The sequence below is a fragment of the Streptomyces griseiscabiei genome (genome assembly GCF_020010925.1).
GTDB classification, from domain to species: domain Bacteria; phylum Actinomycetota; class Actinomycetes; order Streptomycetales; family Streptomycetaceae; genus Streptomyces; species Streptomyces griseiscabiei.
In genome coordinates, this window is record NZ_JAGJBZ010000001.1 from 1614851 (window position 1) to 1631930 (window position 17080).

General features: G+C 72.3%; 17 protein-coding genes. 12 read left to right on the forward strand and 5 right to left on the reverse strand.

Features of this window, described 5'->3' with window-relative positions:
• The first annotated feature begins 90 nt into the window (after positions 1-90).
• On the forward strand, positions 91-687 hold the full coding sequence (locus J8M51_RS07055) for a sigma-70 family RNA polymerase sigma factor (RefSeq protein WP_216587268.1): 597 nt from the start codon (positions 91-93) through the stop codon (positions 685-687).
• 268 nt (positions 688-955) lie between these two features.
• Positions 956-1411 carry an SPW repeat protein gene (locus J8M51_RS07060; RefSeq protein WP_086762981.1) on the forward strand — a complete coding sequence of 152 codons (456 nt, stop codon included), beginning with the start codon at positions 956-958 and terminating at the stop codon, positions 1409-1411.
• 128 nt (positions 1412-1539) lie between these two features.
• On the opposite strand, the gene J8M51_RS07065 is transcribed toward J8M51_RS07060, so the two are convergent.
• On the reverse strand, positions 1540-2310 hold the full coding sequence (locus J8M51_RS07065; protein WP_086762983.1) for an ArsR/SmtB family transcription factor: 771 nt from the start codon (positions 2308-2310) through the stop codon (positions 1540-1542).
• A gap of 88 nt (positions 2311-2398) precedes the next feature.
• Between J8M51_RS07065 and J8M51_RS07070 the strand changes: the two genes are divergently transcribed.
• The 4 genes from J8M51_RS07070 (at position 2399) to J8M51_RS07085 (ending at position 5604) form a co-directional block, all read left to right on the forward strand.
• Positions 2399-3628, forward strand: coding sequence for an aminoglycoside phosphotransferase family protein (locus tag J8M51_RS07070; RefSeq protein WP_256966268.1), 1230 nt, complete (start codon positions 2399-2401; stop codon positions 3626-3628).
• Positions 3629-4207: a nucleoside/nucleotide kinase family protein gene (locus tag J8M51_RS07075; protein ID WP_179203472.1), complete on the forward strand. Its 579-nt coding sequence runs from the start codon at positions 3629-3631 to the stop codon at positions 4205-4207.
• A 101-nt stretch (positions 4208-4308) separates the two neighbouring features.
• Positions 4309-4572 carry a GlsB/YeaQ/YmgE family stress response membrane protein gene (locus tag J8M51_RS07080; protein WP_086762987.1) on the forward strand — a complete coding sequence of 88 codons (264 nt, stop codon included), beginning with the start codon at positions 4309-4311 and terminating at the stop codon, positions 4570-4572.
• Positions 4573-4698: 126 nt separating this feature from the next.
• Positions 4699-5604 carry a GNAT family N-acetyltransferase gene (locus tag J8M51_RS07085; RefSeq protein WP_086762989.1) on the forward strand — a complete coding sequence of 302 codons (906 nt, stop codon included), beginning with the start codon at positions 4699-4701 and terminating at the stop codon, positions 5602-5604.
• A 40-nt stretch (positions 5605-5644) separates the two neighbouring features.
• On the opposite strand, the gene J8M51_RS07090 is transcribed toward J8M51_RS07085, so the two are convergent.
• Positions 5645-6427, reverse strand: coding sequence for a GNAT family N-acetyltransferase (locus tag J8M51_RS07090; RefSeq protein ID WP_086762991.1), 783 nt, complete (start codon positions 6425-6427; stop codon positions 5645-5647).
• A 228-nt stretch (positions 6428-6655) separates the two neighbouring features.
• Between J8M51_RS07090 and J8M51_RS07095 the strand changes: the two genes are divergently transcribed.
• Complete coding sequence (locus J8M51_RS07095; RefSeq protein ID WP_267299039.1) at positions 6656-7159, forward strand: nucleoside deaminase; 504 nt, start codon at positions 6656-6658, stop codon at positions 7157-7159.
• 108 nt (positions 7160-7267) lie between these two features.
• Positions 7268-8377 carry an acyltransferase family protein gene (locus tag J8M51_RS07100; protein ID WP_216587272.1) on the forward strand — a complete coding sequence of 370 codons (1110 nt, stop codon included), beginning with the start codon at positions 7268-7270 and terminating at the stop codon, positions 8375-8377.
• On the opposite strand, the gene J8M51_RS07105 is transcribed toward J8M51_RS07100, so the two are convergent.
• The gene (locus tag J8M51_RS07105; protein ID WP_086760327.1) at positions 8355-9203 is read right to left on the reverse strand and encodes a GNAT family N-acetyltransferase; all 849 of its coding nucleotides are present in this window, start codon (positions 9201-9203) and stop codon (positions 8355-8357) included. The two genes, J8M51_RS07100 and J8M51_RS07105, sit on opposite strands and share 23 nt — an antisense overlap.
• Before the next feature lie 326 nt (positions 9204-9529).
• Here J8M51_RS07105 and J8M51_RS07110 point away from each other — a divergent pair, with 326 nt between their 5' ends.
• From J8M51_RS07110 to J8M51_RS07120, 3 genes are all read left to right on the forward strand, one after another.
• Positions 9530-11203, forward strand: coding sequence for an alpha/beta hydrolase (locus J8M51_RS07110; protein WP_216587274.1), 1674 nt, complete (start codon positions 9530-9532; stop codon positions 11201-11203).
• A 124-nt stretch (positions 11204-11327) separates the two neighbouring features.
• Positions 11328-11864, forward strand: coding sequence for a DUF4232 domain-containing protein (locus J8M51_RS07115; protein WP_086763246.1), 537 nt, complete (start codon positions 11328-11330; stop codon positions 11862-11864).
• 78 nt (positions 11865-11942) lie between these two features.
• Positions 11943-13052: a baeRF3 domain-containing protein gene (locus J8M51_RS07120; protein ID WP_086763248.1), complete on the forward strand. Its 1110-nt coding sequence runs from the start codon at positions 11943-11945 to the stop codon at positions 13050-13052.
• Positions 13053-13095: 43 nt separating this feature from the next.
• On the opposite strand, the gene J8M51_RS07125 is transcribed toward J8M51_RS07120, so the two are convergent.
• Complete coding sequence (locus J8M51_RS07125) at positions 13096-13509, reverse strand: SsgA family sporulation/cell division regulator (protein ID WP_216587275.1); 414 nt, start codon at positions 13507-13509, stop codon at positions 13096-13098.
• A 392-nt stretch (positions 13510-13901) separates the two neighbouring features.
• Between J8M51_RS07125 and J8M51_RS07130 the strand changes: the two genes are divergently transcribed.
• On the forward strand, positions 13902-15332 hold the full coding sequence (locus J8M51_RS07130) for a PP2C family protein-serine/threonine phosphatase (RefSeq protein WP_267299040.1): 1431 nt from the start codon (positions 13902-13904) through the stop codon (positions 15330-15332).
• 54 nt (positions 15333-15386) lie between these two features.
• Here J8M51_RS07130 and J8M51_RS07135 read toward each other — a convergent pair whose 3' ends face one another.
• Positions 15387-16928 (reverse strand): DNA-binding protein NsdB, encoded by a 1542-nt coding sequence (locus J8M51_RS07135; protein ID WP_086755506.1) that lies wholly within the window; start codon positions 16926-16928, stop codon positions 15387-15389.
• Positions 16929-17080: the final 152 nt, after the last annotated feature.

A 17080-nucleotide genomic window follows, 5' to 3' on the forward strand; every position in this document is an offset into this window, starting at 1 on the left:
TACGATGCAGAAGCGATGCGAGTGGATGCACGGCCTCGCGGGCTCGCACGATGACGGCATGCGCACCGTCCCCCGCGAGGAGCCGCCCGCATGAGCCCTGTGTGCCCGAGCGCGCGCCCGCACACGCCGCCGGGCGCGGCACCCGGCGACGAGGAGTTGGCGCTCGCCCTGGTGGCGGGCGACGACGACTCGCTGGCCGCCGCCTACCACCGCTGGTCGGCGTTGGTGCACGCGCTGGCGTGGCGCAGTCTCGGCGACACGGGCGAGGCGGAGGACGTGACCCAGCAGGTGTTCCTGGGCGTGTGGCGCGGCCGGCACGGCTATCGGTCGGAGCGCGGCGCGATGGGTGCCTGGATCGTCGGGATCGCCCGGCGCCGGATCGCCGACGCCCTGTCCGCGCGGAGCCGCCGGGCGGACCTGGTGACCACGGCGGGCGCCGCGCTCGCCCTCGCCGACGGCCCCGGACCCGCCGACCCCGAGACCGCCCTCGACCGCGTCCTGGTCCGCGCCGAACTCGCCAGGCTGCCCGCGCCCCAGCGGCAGATCCTCCATCTGGCCTTCTACGAGGACCTCACCCAGACGCAGATCGCGGAACGCACCGGTCTGCCCCTGGGCACGGTCAAGAGCCACACCCGGCGGGCGCTGCGCCGGCTGCACGGCCGGCTGCTCGCGGCCCGCACCGGGTGACCCGGCACGACCGAGCGACTATTCGACGCACAAACGTCTCATGCTTCCCAGCGCATCCGAATGCCTCGCGGCGGCGGAAGCGGAAGACGAACGGGGGCCCGCCTCCGAGGAGCGGTCGGCGCTCCTCGGAGGCGGACGTCGTCCCGGACGCCCCGCATCCCCACCCTCTACACATAAAGGCAAAATAAGCGCAGAATGAACGTACGCGGCGCTTACCGCAAACCCCACCAGACGCGGTCGGGCCTGCAGAGTTCAAAGGAGTCAAGTCATGGCCAACGTCTCACACAGGAGTGACATCTCCAGTCACCCCGACGCACCCGAAATGCAGGCGCGGTTCGCCCGTATGCTCGGTGGTCGCGATGTGGCGCTCGTGGACGGACCGGTGTTCCTGCTCGGTCTGTACTGCGCCGTGTCCCCGTGGATTCTCCACTACACGACGAGCCAGCCCGCGCTGGTGCCCCACAACCTCATCGTGGGCATCGCGATCGGTCTGCTGGCCCTCGGCTTCACCGCCGCACCGCAGAGGATGTACGGCCTGAGCTGGGCCATGTGCGCGCTGGGGGTCTGGATGATCGTCGCCGCGTGGATCGTGGGCGACAGTCCGGACGCCGGAGTCGTGGTCAACAACATCATCATCGGCTGCCTGGCACTGCTGCTGGGGCTGATGTGCGCCGGCGCCGCGGCCAAGGGCGGCACGCGCGGGAGCCACACGCCACCGATGTAGAGCCGCACCACAGGTGCGAACAGAACGCCCGCGAGGGGTAACGGCGGCCGTTCCGCTCCGGCGGACCGGCCGTCGCCCGTCGCTCCCGCCCATCCCCGCTCCCCGCTCCCCGTCCGCCCGCGACGACGTCACCCCTTGCGCGGCACCTCCCACGGCTCCTGCGGCAGCACACGGCCGGTCTCCAGCAGCGACTTGAGGTTGGACAGCACCGCGGGCCAGCCGAAGGACACCTCGGAGAGCGCGCTCTCGTCCGCCAGGTCCTCATGGGTGACGGTGAGCCGCACGATGTCGGCGTGCCGCTCGATGTCGAAGGTGACCCGTGAGTACGTCTCCTCCTTCCCCTCGTCCTCGGGCGCGGCCCAGGTGGTGACCAGCCGGGTCGGGGGCTCGCTCTCCACGACGGTGCCGACGACGTCCTCGACGCCGGAGCCGTCGACGCGGACATGGGCCCAGCGGGAGCCCCGCCGCCAGTCCGACTCATTGCGGTGACCCCAGTAGTCGGCGGTCAGCTCGGCGCTGGTGAGCGCCTCCCAGACCTTCTCGGGCGTACTCGCGATATAGGTGACGTACACGAAGGTCGGCTTGTCGGTCATGGCTTCCTCGGCTCGTCGTTTCACGGCACCGAGCGCTCTCAGCCGGGGGCGCTCGAACTTGTCGATCCACCGCTCCTGCATCTCGTGGAGCGGGACCGGATTGAGGTAGTGCAGCTTCTCCCGCCCCCGCCGCACCGTGCTGATCAGGTTGGCGGCCTCCAGAACGGCCAGGTGCTGCGTCACGGACTGCCGGGCCATGTCGATCCGCTCGCACAACTCGCCCAGGGTCTGCCCGTTCTGCTCACGCAGCCGGTCCAGCAGGCTCCTGCGCGTCTCGTCGGCCAGCGCCTTGAAGACCTTGTCCATGCCCGGTCCGCCTTCCGATCGCACACCCGACGTTATGCAGGTGATTACCTGCATGTCAAGCGTCGGCGAGGTGCCTCAGACTGTCGCCGTGAGTCGAACCGTGAGCGCGTGGGTGACATCGGGTGGGGACTTCCTCGGCGTCATCGGCCCCTTCCCCGTCGACATCCCGTGGTGGGCCGAGGTCGGGCCCGTCGTGGCACAGGTGGAGCGTGCGCTCGGGGTGCCCGTGCTGGTGCTGCGGCTGCTGACCGTGGAGGGCGGTGAGGGCGCGAGGGACGGGCATGTGACGTACCACGTGGAGGCACGGGAGCGCCCCGCGCCCGGGGCGCTGGAGCGACGGCCCGTCGACCAGGGGCGGTTGGACACGGACGACGCCCTTCGCCCGCCCTGGGCGCGGGCCGACGGGCTGCGGGAGCTGCTGGCCTGGGCAGCCCGGACGCTGGCGGCGCTCGGGCGCCCGGTGACGGGGCCGGTCGAGCAGCGGCGGACCTGGAACCTGGCGGGCCTCTTCCGGCTGCCCACCGCACGGGGGCCGGTCTGGCTCAAGGCGACACCGCGCTTCGCCACGGACGAGGCCTCGGCCATCGCCGCCTTCGCCCGGGTGGACGCCGGCCTCGTGCCGACGGTGCTCGCCTCCGGTGAACGGCGGATGCTGCTGGAGCACCTCCCCGGCGAGGACTGCTGGTCGGCAGACGCCGCCACGGCCGAGGCGGGCGTACGCCGCTTCACCGCCGCACAGGCCGCGCTCGCCGCGCGGGGTGAGGGACCTCCGCCGGGACTGCGCGACCGACGGGACCGTGTCCTCGGCGAGAAGGTCCGCGAACTCCTCGACGGAATAGCCGAGTTGGACATCACCCGGCAAGAGCGGGCCGCCGCACGGCGGTTGACGGACCGCTGGGAGCAGCTCCCCGACTGCGGGCTCCCCGACACACTCGTCCACGCCGACTTCCACCCGGGCAACTGGCGCAGCGACGGCGGCCCGCCGGTCGTCGTGGACTTCGCCGACGCCCACTGGGGCAACCCCGTCCTGGACTGCCTGCGCCTGTACGACTTCCTCCCCGAGGCGGCACGCCCCGCGGCCGTCCGCGCCTGGATCGACTCCTGGAAGACCCATGTCCCGGCGAGCGATCCCGCCCGCGTACTGGCCCTGGCCGAGCCACTGGCGCACCTCGCGTACGCCGTGCGCTATCAGGAGTTCCTCGACGGCATCGAGGCCTCCGAGCGGCCGTACCACGAGGGGGACCCGGCGGCGGTGGTCCGGCGGGCCCTCAGGTGCGCGGCGCACCCGGTTCTCGGCTCGCTGGAGGTGACGGGCTAGATGGAACGTGCCGAGGTGTTGCTGATCGGCGGACGGGCCGGGGTCGGCAAGTCGACGGTGGGCTGGGAGATCTCCGACCGGCTGAGGGTCGCCGAGGTCCCGCACGCCGTCGTCGAGGGCGACTTCATGGGGCAGGTGCACCCGGCGCCCGAGGGGGACCCGCACCGCGCCGCGATCACCGAGCGCAACCTCACCGCCGTGTGGGGCAACTACGCCGCCCTGGGCCACCGGAGGCTCGTCTACACCAACACGCTGAGCGTGCTGGCCGAGACGGCGGGCGTCTTCCGGCGGGCCATGGGCGCCGACGTACGCATCCTCCGGGTCCTGCTCACCGCCACCGACACGACGGCCGAACAGCGGCTCAGGGGGCGGGAGATCGGCTCCGAGCTGGAGCGGGAGCTGGCCGGGAGCGCCCGCAAGGCGCGTCTGCTGGACGAGCGGGCACCGGAGGACACCCTCCGGATCGCGACCGACGGGCGCACGGTCATGGACATCGCTGCGGAGGTGCTGGCCGTCACGGGATGGATACCGGACCGACGGCTGTACGGACCTGCTGGTCGACCGTCGGCGGGCCGATGACCGGCGGCTTGTGAAGAACTTGAAACGGGGGCGGACTGCACTCGCGTTCGAAGGGCACTCGCACGGTTGCGGGGATACCGACGACAAGGGGCGGAGTCCAGATGGAGATCGACGGCATCATCAGTGCCATCGTCATCGGCATTGTCATAGGCGTGCTCGGCCGGCTCGTCGTGCCCGGCCGCCAGCGCATCGGCATCCTGCTGACGATCCTCGTCGGCATCGTCGCCGCGCTGATCGGCTCCGCGATCGCCGCGGGGTTCGGCGTGGCCGACACCAACGGCGTCGACTGGGCCGAGTGGCTCATCCAGATCGCCCTGGCGGCCCTGGGCATCGCGGCCCTGGACCGCACCCGGGCGCGACGCTGACGGATCGCGGCGACACGGGCCACGGGGACGCGGGCCGCGGACCCGGAATTCCGTTGCGGGTGAGCGCGCCCGGCGGCTAGCGTCGCCGGGCCTCTCCTTGTGCCCGCCGACCAGCCCGGAGTCCCCTTGCCCTCGCGTGTCACCCGGATCACCCCCCTCACCGACCCCGCCACCACCCCGGCGAGCCGCCGTACGGCCTGGCTGGCGTCCGGGTCGGACGGCAGCCCTCTCGGCACCGCATTCCTGCGGCTGTTCACCGAGGAGGGGCAGGGGCATCTGGCGGAGCTGGACGGCACCGTGCACCCGGCCGAGCGGCGGCAGGGCGTGGGCACCGCGCTGCTGGGGGCGGCGGTCGGCGCGGCGCGCGCGGACGGGCGCCGCTCGGTCGTCGCCCAGGCCGAACAGGGCTCCCCCGGCGACGCGTTCCTCACGGCACACGGCTTCCGCCGGGTGCTGACCCTGACGTACGCCCGGCTCGAACTCGCCGGAGCGGACCCCGGCCACTTCACCCGGATCCTCGAACAACCCCGTCCCGGCTACCACTTGACCGGCTGGACGGGCGTCGTGCCGTCCGAACTCGCCGACACCTACGCCGCGTCGCGCCGCGCGATGGACGACATGCCGATGGGCGAGACCGACTACGGGACCGTGGTCTGGGACGTCGAGCGGGTCGTCGCGTCCGCCGAGGCGATCGCGAAACGCGGCGACTCACTGCACACCGTGGCCGCCGTGCACACGGCGAGCGGCACGATCGTCGGCTTCTCGGAGCTGGGTCTGCCGGGCGGCGGCTCCGGCGAGGACGGCGGCAAGGGCGACGGGCAGCACTACGGCACCGCCGTACTGCCCGAGCACCGGGGCCACGGGCTCGGCCTCTGGATGAAGGCACGGGCGCTCCTCCAGGCCCACCGCGCACACCCGGATCTCGCGCTGGTCACCGACACCGCGTCGGACAACGTCCCGATGCGCCGGATCAACGACGCGCTCGGCTACCGGCCCACGCACACGGCGATCGAGTACCAGCTCGACCTGTGACGCCTTGACGCTGTGACGCGCACCGGGCGCCCCACGCGCCCTACGGCGAGACCACGTACTCGTACGGTGTGGTCGTCGTGAGCGGTTCGAAGCCCAGGCGGGCCAGGATCGGGCGGCTCGTGGCCAGCGCGTCGACCTGGACGTAGCGGTAGCCGCGGTCGGCGGCGACACGGGCGCGGTGGGCGACCAGGGCCCGGTAGAGACCCCGCCCGCGCCAGTCCTGGACGGTGCCGCCGCCCCACAGACCGGCGAAGCGCGTACCGGGGAGCAGTTCCATCCGGGCGGCGCTCACGGGTTGGTCGCCGGCCAGAGCCACGACGGCCACGACCGACTCGCTGTCCCCGGTGAGCTGGGCCAGGAGCTGGTGGCGCATCCGGGTGCTGTCCGTGCCGAAGGCCCTCTCATGGACGTCGGCCACCAGGTCCACTCCCGCGCGGTCGGTGACCGGCAGCAGCCGTACGCCCTCCGGGGGCTCGACGTCGAGGGTCAGATCGGCGACCTCCGCGATCATCAACGTCTCCTCCGGGGCGGCCGTGAGGCCGGCGTCACGCAGGCGTCGGCCCAGGTCGACGGGGAGATCGTGGCCGTACAGCTTCCACTCGAAGTCGCGTCCGAGGCCGGAGAAGTACCGGATCTGCTCGGCGATCGCGGCATCGGCCCCCGCCTCGTCGAGGCCGGACCAGACGACGCCGCTCCAGCCGTTCTCGAAACCGACCTGGCGCACCACCCCGCCCACGCGCTCGATCCGGGCCCCGGGCCCGTCGGGACGGGCGCCCTCCCGCATGTCCCGGTCGAACAGTGCCAGCACAGCAGCATGATCCATGCGGCTCACTCCATCATCAGTCGTTAACCCTGGCAACGGAATTCGCCCGCCAATAGTGCCGCGGCCGTGCCCCGGGGCGGAGGCCGCCCGCACCCGTGGCGCTCGGCGGGCCGCGTGGCGGGGCCGTACGGGTGTCGCTCGCGAAGACCCCGGGGTACTCGGACACACGACGTAAGGTGCTCGTCGCGGAGCGCGGTCGGGCGGTCCCCGAGGAGGGTACGGACGCACATGGTGAACGATTCCGAACTGGTGTACCTACGACGCTGTGTGGAGCTGGCGACCGAGGCCCTGGAATCCGGAGACGAGCCGTTCGGTTCCGTTCTGGTCGGCGGGGATGGCACAGTGCTGGCCGAGGACCACAACCGGGTGGCCGGAGGCGACCGCACCCGCCATCCGGAATTCGAACTGGCCCGCTGGTCGGCCGCCCGGCTCAGTCCGCGAGAGCGCGCGGCGGCGACCGTGTACACCTCCGGCGAGCACTGTCCGATGTGCGCGGCCGCCCACGCCTGGGTGGGTCTGGGCCGTATCGTGTACGTCGCCTCCTCCGAGCAACTCGCGTCCTGGCTGGGCGAGTTGGGAGTCCCGGCGCCGCCGGTGCGGACGCTTCCCGTGCGGGAGATCGCGCCCGGGGTGACGGTCGAGGGGCCGGTGCCGGAGCTGGTCGGGGAGGTACGGGCGCTGCACCGGCGGTTCCACGCCAAAGCCGTAGGCGAGGTCGCCGACGATGACTGAGACGGGTGTGAGGGGGCAGGCGGTCCGGGTTCCGCCGTCGTCGTCACCCGACGGTGGTGTCCGTGCAGTCCGTCGCCGTTGTCCGTCGTTGTCCGGAGACCCTCACCGATGTCCGAAGACGTGGTCCAGCACACCCGCCCCGCCCCCGCGGCCCCGCCCGACGGGGAGAGGCCACGGCCGCGGCGGGCCTCGCGGGACCCGTACTTCGACAACGCGAAGTACCTCACCATCGTCCTGGTGGCCTGCGGGCACGCCTGGGAGCCGCTGACATACGGCAGCCGGGCGGCGACGGCCGCGTATCTCACCGTGTACGCGTTCCACATGCCGGCCTTCGCCCTGATCTCCGGGTACTTCTCGCGGAGCTTCGACATGGCGCCGGGGCGGCTGAAGCGGCTGATGACGGGGGTGGTCCTGCCCTATGTCGTGTTCGAGACGGCGTACACGCTGTTCTACCGGTGGGCGCAGGACGATCCGGGCTATCCGCTGAGTCTGCTGGACCCCTGGTACGTGATGTGGTTCCTGGTCGCGCTGTTCATCTGGCGGCTGACCACGCCGCTGTGGCTGATGCTGCGCCATCCGCTGCCGGTCGCGCTGGGGCTCGCGACGCTGGCGGCGGTCTCACCGGATCTCGGCGGCGATGTCTCCGTCCAGCGGGTACTGGGCTTCCTGCCGTTCTTCGTCCTGGGGCTGACACTGCGGGGCGAGCACTTCGAGCGGCTGCGCACCCGCCGGGTACGGCTGTGGCTGCTCCCGGTCGGGCTGGGCGCGCTCGGGACCGCGTACGGGGTGGCGCCGTGGTTCGACGCGGGCTGGTTCTACCACCGGGGCAGCGTCACCGGGCAGGGCGTCTCCCGCTGGGCGGGGCTGCTGACCACGCCCGCCCTGTTCTGTCTCGCGGTGCTGCTGACGGCCTGCTTCCTGGCCTGGGTGCCGCGCCGGCGGCTGTGGTTCACGGCGCTGGGCGCGGGCACCATGTACGGCTATCTGCTGCACGGCTTCGTGATCAAGTGGGCGCGGTTCCGGGACTGGTACGCCGCCGAGTGGCTGCACACCCCGCTCGGTCAGCTGGCGGTCACGGCCGTCGCCGTCGGCGGCATCACCCTGCTGTGCACCTCCCCCGTGCGCGCCGCGCTCCGCTGTGTCGTCGAGCCGCGCATGGAGTGGGCGTTCCGGAAGGGCGACGCCGCCCCCGCGGCTAGCCGAGCTCCAGAGTCGTGATCCCGAAGACGCGCTCGGCGGCGTAGGGCCGGACCGGGCCGGTGTACATCCGGGCCGTCTCGAAGGAGGGCGTCAGCCCGTACTCCTCGACGAGCGCCACGGCGGCCGTGTTCGGCTCCGGCACGTCGATGGCGAGCGGGCGGCCCGCGGCCTCGGCGGCCAGCCCCTCGAAGAGCGCGCGGGCGTCGGCGGCGGTGTCGGCGAACAGCGGCCCGATCCGCAGGGCGTCCCGGCCCGGACGGATCACCCCGTAGCCGGTGAGCCGCCCGTCGACGGTCCGCGCGAGGGCCCGGTGCCCGTCGGCGGTCAGCCAGCGCTCCAGGAAACGGGGCCGGTCGGCCGGGTGGCAGGCGTTGTCGTACGCCGCGAGGGCACCGGCGTCCGCGAGGGGCCGCACACCGTCGGGGACCGCCGTCACCGGGACCGCCCCCGAGTACCGGAAGGTGCGGTGGGCCGGTTCGAAACCGGACTGCCGGTAGTTGTCCTGCTGCGCGACCACCCCGTCCAGGCCGACCGTGCGGGCGCCGGCGTGCGCGAGCGCGGTCTTCCAGGTGGCGAGGCCGTGGCCCCGGCCGCGCAGCTCGGGGCGGACCAGGTAGAAGCCGAGGAAGGCGTAGTCGCAGCCGTAGGTGACGACGGAGACGGAGGAGACGGGTTCGCCGTCGAGCCGGCCGATGAAGAAGCCCTCGGGGTCCTGGGCGAAGAAGCACGCCGGGTCCGCGAACCCCGGGTTCCAGCCCTCCTCCCCCGCCCATCGGGCGACCACCGCCCAGTCCTCGGGCGTGGCCCGGGTGACGACGAGATCCTGAGGCCCCGGAATGGTCATCTCTGCGCTCCTTCGCTGAGGCCGCGAGTGCGCGGCCGTCGTACGACCGGGGGCACGGTGGTCGGCCGCGCCCCGCCGCATCCTCGCCGAGGCCGGAGCGCTCCCGCGACGCCGGAAACGGGCGGGATCGGCGGACTGCGGGCTGTCCTGCGCCCCGGTTCACGCGTACGAGCGACACGGCAGTGGACGGCGTACGGCGTCGGCGCGGCGCAGATTACGGCAGTTCCGGCCGGTCCGCCCGCCCGCGGGCGTGGCCGCCGGGGGCCGCCTATGGTGATCCGGGGGTCGTCCCCGGCCGCCCCGGCCGGGCGTCCCTGGAGGCACGCATGCGGTCCACGCACAGACGGCGCCCGCTCGCCGGAGCCGCGGTCGCGGTGCTGGCCCTGTTGGGGGCCGGGCTGCCGGCCACGGTGGCGGGCGCCGACGACGACAAGGACGACAGGCAGCCCGACCTGAGCCGCTTCCACCGGCAGAAGATCAAGTGGTCGAAGTGCGAGGGCCTGGAGATGCCCAGGGACGTGCGCTGCGGCAAGCTCACCGTGCCGCTCGACTACGCCCGGCCCTCGGCCGGCACCCTCGACCTGGCGCTGGCCCGTGTCCGGGGCACCGGCGACCCGCGCGGCTCGCTGCTGCTGAACTTCGGCGGCCCCGGCGGCCCCGGAGTCCCCGAACTCGCCTACGACGGCGGCGACTTCATGGACCTCACCAAGGGCTACGACCTCGTCTCCTTCGATCCGCGCGGGGTGGGCCGCTCCTCGCCCGTCAGCTGCGGCGACGGCACCGGCGCCGCCTTGGAGGCGACCGACGACGGGGACGACGCGAACGACCCGCGGACCGCGCTGAAGCAGCTGCGGCGGGCCGCGGCCGCGTGCGAGAAGAACTCCGGCCCCGTGCTGCCGCACATCGGCACCCGCGACGCCGCCCGGGACCTGGACGTGCTGCGCGCCGCCCTGGGCGACAAGAAGCTCAACTACCTCGGCTTCTCCTACGGCACCCGGCTGGGCGCGGTGTACGCGGCGCAGTTCCCCGACAAGGTGGGGCGGATGGTCCTCGACGGCGTGGACACCCTCACCGAACCGCTGGCCGAGCAGGGCCTGGTCGGCGCGGCGGGCCAGCAGACCGCGCTGGAGGACTACCTCGACGCGTGCACGGAGGAGCTGACCTGCCCCTTCGGGCAGGACTCCCGGTCGGCCCGGGAGCAGGTCGTGACGCTGGTCGACTCGCTGGACGAGTACCCGGTGCCGTCCGACTTCGGGCCGGACTTCACGGGTCAGGACCTGGTGGGCGCCATCGGTCACGCCCTCTACAGCGAACAGCTGTGGCCCATGCTCACCCAGGCGCTCAACATGCTCGTCCACGACGGCGACACCCGGGGCGTCATGGCGCTCAGCGGCGGCGGCTTCGCCCCGACCCTCACCCCGTACCGTCTGTCCCCGGCGGAGCGCCTCCCCGTGGGGTGGCGCTCCGCCGTGCCGGCCCGTCCGCACGAGCCGCCCGAGCCCACCGCGTCGGGCACGCCGACCCCGCACGCCGGGCTCGTCGACGTCGAGGAGATCCCGCCGGACAACTACCCCGCCGCGCTCATGGCGATCAACTGCGCCGACGACCCCGACCGGCCCACCGCCGCGAAGATCACCGAGAACCTGGCGGAGCTGCGCGCGGCGTACGAGGACGCCTCCCCCGTGTTCGGCCCGTACCGGCTCACCCAGGTGCTGATGTGCTACGGCCGCCCCGCGGGCACCGACTTCATCCGCGAGGACGTCCAGGACCTCGACACCCCGAAGATGCTGCTGGTGGGCACCCGGGGCGACCCGGCCACGCCGTACCGGTGGACCGTGGAGACGGCCGCGCGGCTCGGCTCCTCGGCGGTCGTCCTCGACAACAAGGGCAAGGGACACACCGGGTACGGGTCGTCGAAGTGCGTGCACGCGAAGGTCGACGACTTCCTGCTGTTCGGGACGCTGCCGGACGACGGAAGTTCCTGCGGAGCCGACGATTGAGCATCGGGCGTGTAACACGGGCGGATCCGGTACAACCCCGTACGCATCCCGCTCGTCACATTGGGCAGGCGTCACCTTTGTGCATGCCGTACCCGTACGTGACCAAAGCTGGGGGATTCCACCGATGCGTATCCGTTCCTTCCTCACCGTCTCGACCGTGGCGACCGCCGGTGCCGCGCTGCTCCTCGCCGCCGCCCCGCAGGGGCTGGCCGCCCAGCCCGCCGCGAAGGCGAAGACCCCGGTCTGCAAGGCGAAGGTCCTCAAGCTGGGCGCCAAGCAGGCGAAGGACACGCGGGTCGTCCACATCAGCGTCAAGAACACCGGTACCCGCACCTGCACGATCGACCGCCTCCCCGTGGTCACCTTCGGCGACCTCGACGGCGCGGCGCTGCCGGTGCCCTCGGGCGAGAGCGGACCGTACAAGGTCGGCGCCGGCAAGACGGTGTACGCGGCGGTCCGGACGATCGCCGACCTCAAGGACCCCGAGGCCCGTCGTGTCTCCACGGTCACCGTCTCCGCCAACCCCAACCTCAACGGCCGTACGTTCACCCTGAAGCAGCTGGGCGCGACCAAGAAGGTCAAGGTCTGGGAGCCGGTGACGACCTGGTGGAAGCCGTCCAAGGCCGCCGCCGACAAGGCGCTGAAGAAGGAAGTCGGCTGATCTTCGGGGCTTTCCCGCCGAATCGCGCGCCGGATTACACCGAATGCCCGGCGCGCGATTCGGTCCTATCGTGAAGTCATGGACCAAGCCCTGAGTCCCGCGACCCTCACCGAACTGCGCCGTCCGCGGCCCTACCCGGCCGTGTCGGTGCTGACGCCGACCCACCGCCGGGAGCCCGAGAACGCCCAGGATCCGGTCCGGCTGCGCAATGTGGTGGCCGAGGCGAAGAAGCGTCTGGAACACGATCCCGCCGTCACCCGTGAGCGGCGTGCCGATGTCGTCGCCCAGCTGGACCTCGCGCTGGCCGAGGTGGACCTGACGCACGCCGAGGACGGTCTGGTGATCTTCGCGGCGCCCGGTGAGCATCAGGTCTGGTCGCTGGCCCGGCCGGTGCCGGAGCGGGTGGTGCTCTCGGACACCTTCCTCACCCGGAACCTGGTGGCCGCGCGCGCCGCCGAGCGGCCGTTCTGGGTGCTGTCGGTCTCCTCCGACCGGGCCACGCTGTGGAGCGGCGGCGCGGACCGCGTCACCGAGGCGCGCGTCGGCGGCTTCCCGCTGACCAGGGAGCGCGGGAACTTCGACGCCGAGCGGCAGGAGCGGATCGGCGACCTGCCGTCCGCCTTCCGGGACGAGGACACCCGGCACTTCCTGCGCGAGGCGGACACCGCGCTGGCCAGGGTGCTGCGCGACCGGCACCGGCCCCTGTACGTCACCGGGGAGACGGCGGCACTGTCGCTGCTGGACGAGATCGGCACGGTCACCAAGGACGCCGTCCACGTCCCGCACGGCGGTCTCGCGCACGGCACCCCGGACGCCGTACGGCAGGCGGTCGGACCGCTGGTGGCCGCCGAGGACCGCAGGAACGTCGACACGGTGGCGCGGCGGCTCGAAGCGGCGCGCGGCCACAAGGCGTTCGCGGCCAGCGTCGACGAGATCTGGCAGAACGCGCAGCAGGGCCGCATCCAACTGCTGGCCGTCGAGGAGAACTACCGGACGACCGTCCGCGCCCACGGCGACGGCGCCGCCGGCGGCCATCTGGTCCCGGCCGAGAGCGGTGACCTGGACGTCCGCGAGGACATCGTGGACGAGATCGTCGAGCGCTGCCTGGACACCGGCGCCGAGGTCCGCTTCGTCCCCGACGGCACGCTCGGCGACGCCCGGGGCATCGCGGGGGTCCTGCGGTACTGACCGGCACCTCCCGCGCCGGAACGACCTGACCGGGGGCCGGAGTTCAGACGTTCCCGAGCAGGGACGTCAGCCCCCGGTCGAGCGCCGGCCCCACCTCCTCTCTCCCGGCCGCGACGACGGCGTAGCTGCGCAGCAGGAACCGCTGGAGCGCGGCCTTCTCGAACTTGAGCAGGGCCATGCCGTACGGGGAGTGCAGCTCCACCACCGTGCGGAAGCGGCCGCAGGGCCAGATGTGCACGTCACCGGCGCCGGAGGGGGCGCGCACCCCCTCCTCCAGGAGTCCGCGGGAGAAGGTCCAGGTCACCATGTCACCGTTCAGCGAGATGTCGGCCGGGAAGTCGAGGTGCACGGCCAGCGGATCGTCGGAGGAATAGCGCAGGCTCGCGGGCACCGGAACCTCCTGGTCCTCGGCGGTGACGAGGAGAGCGCGGGCGGGCTGTTCCAGCGTGACGGTCATGAACGGTCTCCGTTTCGGTGAAGCTCTTCGAGGGCTTTCGCAGGACGCGGCCCCTTGGATTCATCTCTGTGACCCAAGTCACCCATCGGATTCCACCCGTACCGCTCCGCGTCAGCGAACCGGCTCGCACATACACCCTTCGAACACGGGAATGATTGACCTGTGGATGCGGTCGCCGATCCGTCAAGTCGCGTACCATTCCTACGACTTGGGCCCTCAGGACGGGCATCCACGCGTCGGGGAGGACCCCCACAGCAAGGACGCTGGCATATGCCGGAAGCACCGCCGTATCGTGTCTTGCCAAATCCCTTACAGCGCGTCGCGGGCTGTGCAACAGTCGTAATCGGCCCTTACGTCAGCGTTGGTCGTACCGTCCCCCATCGGAGTACGTGATGCCGTCCCCTCTCTCTGCGGATCGTCCCGCCGCCCAGCCGCCCCGACGCGGCACGGTCGACGCGCTCATCTCGCAGACGCGGCGGCTGCGGGGCGACGTCGACGCCGTACGGCGGGACGCGCCGGCCGACGTGGAGGACCCCGAGACCCGCTGGCAGCGCGCGCTCTACGATCTGGCCCTGCATCAACTGAGCGATCTGGACGACCACTTGGCCCAGCTGCGGGACGGACCGGCGCTGCCGCCGGCCCCCGCGCCCCCGGCCGGCCTCCCCGTCGCACCACCCCCGGCGCCCCGGCGCGCCTCCCTGCTCAGCCGGGTCGGCAGCGCCGAGTGGAACCTGCTGACGGACGAGGCCAGCTGGTCCGGCGAGCTGTACCAGATCCTCGGCCGCGACCCCGCCGCCCCGCCGCTCACCCTCGACGAACTGCCGTCGCTGGTGCTCGACGAGGACCGGCCGATGCTGACGGCGATGGTCACGGACTGTCTGATCGACGCCCAGCGCATCGACGGCGAGTTCCGGATCGTGCTCCCCGACGGCGGGGTGCGCACCGTGCACATGATGGGCGAGCCCGTGCTCGACGACGACGGCGGTACGGCCTCGATGTGGGCCGTGCTGCGGGACGTCAGCGAACTGCGGCGCAGCCAGCGGGCGGAGAGCGAGACCCGTGACTCGCTGCACCGCCAGCGGCATGTCGCGCAGACCGAGCACCGGCTCGCGGTCGAGCTGCAGGAAGCCGTGCTGCCGCCGTGGCGCGGCTCCCTGCGGCTCCCGCGCCGGGGCCCCGCGCGGCTGGACCTCGCGGCCCACTATCTGCCCTGCTCGACGAGCGCCCTGATCGGCGGCGACTGGTACGACGCCCTGGAACTGCCCGGCGGCGAGAGCCTGTTGAGCGTCGGCGACCTCACCGGGCACGGGGTGACCGTCACCTCGGGCATGGCGATGCTGATCGGCGCGCTGCGCGGCATGGCGATGACAGGGACCGAGCCGGCCCGGCTGCTGGCCTGCCTCAACCAACTGCTGGACACCACCGTGCAACCGGCCCTCGGCAGCGCCGTCTGCTGCCGCTACCGCCCGGCCACCCGCACCCTGGTGTGGGCGCAGGCGGGACACCCCGCCCCGCTGCTGTTCCGCGGCGGGACGGGGCGCGCGCTGACACCACCGGACGGCGTCCTGCTCGGAGCGACCTCGGGTGCCGTCTACGGGCAGGCCGAGGTCACGCTCGAACCGGGCGATCTGCTGCTCCTGCACACCGATGGACTGGTCCCCCGGCGCGGAGGAGAGGCAGCCGTGCAGCGGCTGTTGGACCTGGCCCCACGCTTCGGTGAGGCGCGCACGGCCCAGGAATGTGTTCGGACGGTGGTGGAGACGTTCGGCGAGACCGAGCGTGCGGACGACGCCTGTGTGCTCGTGGCCAGGGTCGGCCCCTGAAGCTCCTGAAGCTCCTGAAGCTCCTGAAGCTCCTGAAAGGCCGGTTCCCGGCCGTCACGCCGGTGCGATGCCGCCCTTGCCCTTCGGCAGCTTGCCCTTCGACAGCGGGGTCTTCGGCAGAGGGGACTTCGACTGGGGCTTGGGCAGGGAGAGTTTGATCTCCTCTCGCAGGTCCTGGATCTTCGGATAGCCGGCGTACTGGCCGGTGAGCCGGTACATCTCACGCAGCCGGTCCCAGGTGCGGTGGGAGGAGTTGGAGCCCATGGAGGCCAGCGCCAGACGGGCGTAGCCGCTGGCCTGTTCCGGGTCGTCGCCGATGAAGCAGGCCGAGGCCATCGACAGGTAGTCGAAGATCTGCGACCTCCCCTGGGCGTTCGTCCGGAGGTCCAACGCCTTCTCCGCGTAGTGCCGGGCATGCTGGGCCGCGGCCGGTTCGTGCTCCGCGAGGGTGCGGTAGGCCAGGGCCTGCATGCCGTACAGATCCGCCTCGTTGAACATCTGCATCCAGCTGGGCGGCGGCACATCGGCCCGGTCGGAGACGAACAGGTCCTCCGCCTGGCCGAGGGTGCGGCGCATGGCCTGGCCCTTGCCCAAGGACGCCTGGGCCCACGCCTCGACGGTGTGAAGCATGGCCTTGGTACGGGGCAGCACCTGCTCGCCCGAGCCGGACTGGGCCAGCTTCATCAGGTCGAGCGCCTCGTCGGGTTTGCCGAGGTGCACCAGTTGTCGGGCCGCCCGGGAGAGGGCCTCGCCGGCGCGAGGCCGGTCACCGCCCTCCCGGGCGGCGTGGGCGGCGATGATGAAGTACTTCTGGGCGGTGGGTTCGAGGCCGATGTCGTGCGACATCCAGCCGGCGAGGACGGCGAGGTTGGCGGCGACGCCCCACAGGCGCCGCTGGATACGGTCGGGGTGACGGTAGGAGAGCATGCCTCCCACCTCGTTGAGCTGTCCCACGACAGCCTTGCGTTGCAGCCCGCCGCCGCGGGCCGCGTCCCAGGCCCGGAACACCTCGACCGAGCGCTCCAGTTCCTCGATCTCCTGCGATCCGATGGGGGCGGCCTCGTAACGGTCGAACCCAGCGGGGTCGGCGTGCAGGGGATTGTCGAGGTCGGGGGCGTCGGCCGCGAGGGCCGGATCGGTGTGCAGCCAGTCGTGCATGGCACTGCTGAGTGCGGAGCCCGCGGTGAGCGCGACGCCCGCACCCACCAAGCCGCGTCGGTTGAGCATGAGGTCCATTCCCGTGAATTCGGTGAGGACCGCGGCAGTCCGTTCGGGCGCCCACGGCACGCCGTCGGGATGTTCCACACTCCCGCCGCCCTGCCGTTTCCCCGTACGCCCGTGCCGGACCAGACCGAGGTCCTCGATGGTCACGACACGGCCGAGACGCTCGGTGAACAGCGCCGCCAGCACCCGCGGCACGGGATCGCGCGGGATCTCTCCCATGTCGATCCACCGCCGCACCCGTGAGGTGTCGGTCGCCAGCTGCGGGTGGCCCATGGCCGCCGCCTGCCGGTTGACCAGCCTCGCGAGCTCGCCCTTCGACCAGCCGGCCAGGCCGAACAGGTCTGCGAGTCGGGTGTTGGGTTGTCCGCTCACGTCAAGCCCCCAGGTTCTCGGCTGAGTTGAATGTAGCCCGCTGTCAGTTGCACGGGGACTATTCGCCAGGCTTCGCCAGGGTGCGCTACATGGTGTGCCATGGGCCATCCGGTGTCAGGTAGGAAAGCGCCACCCCGACCCGGTCGCCCCGA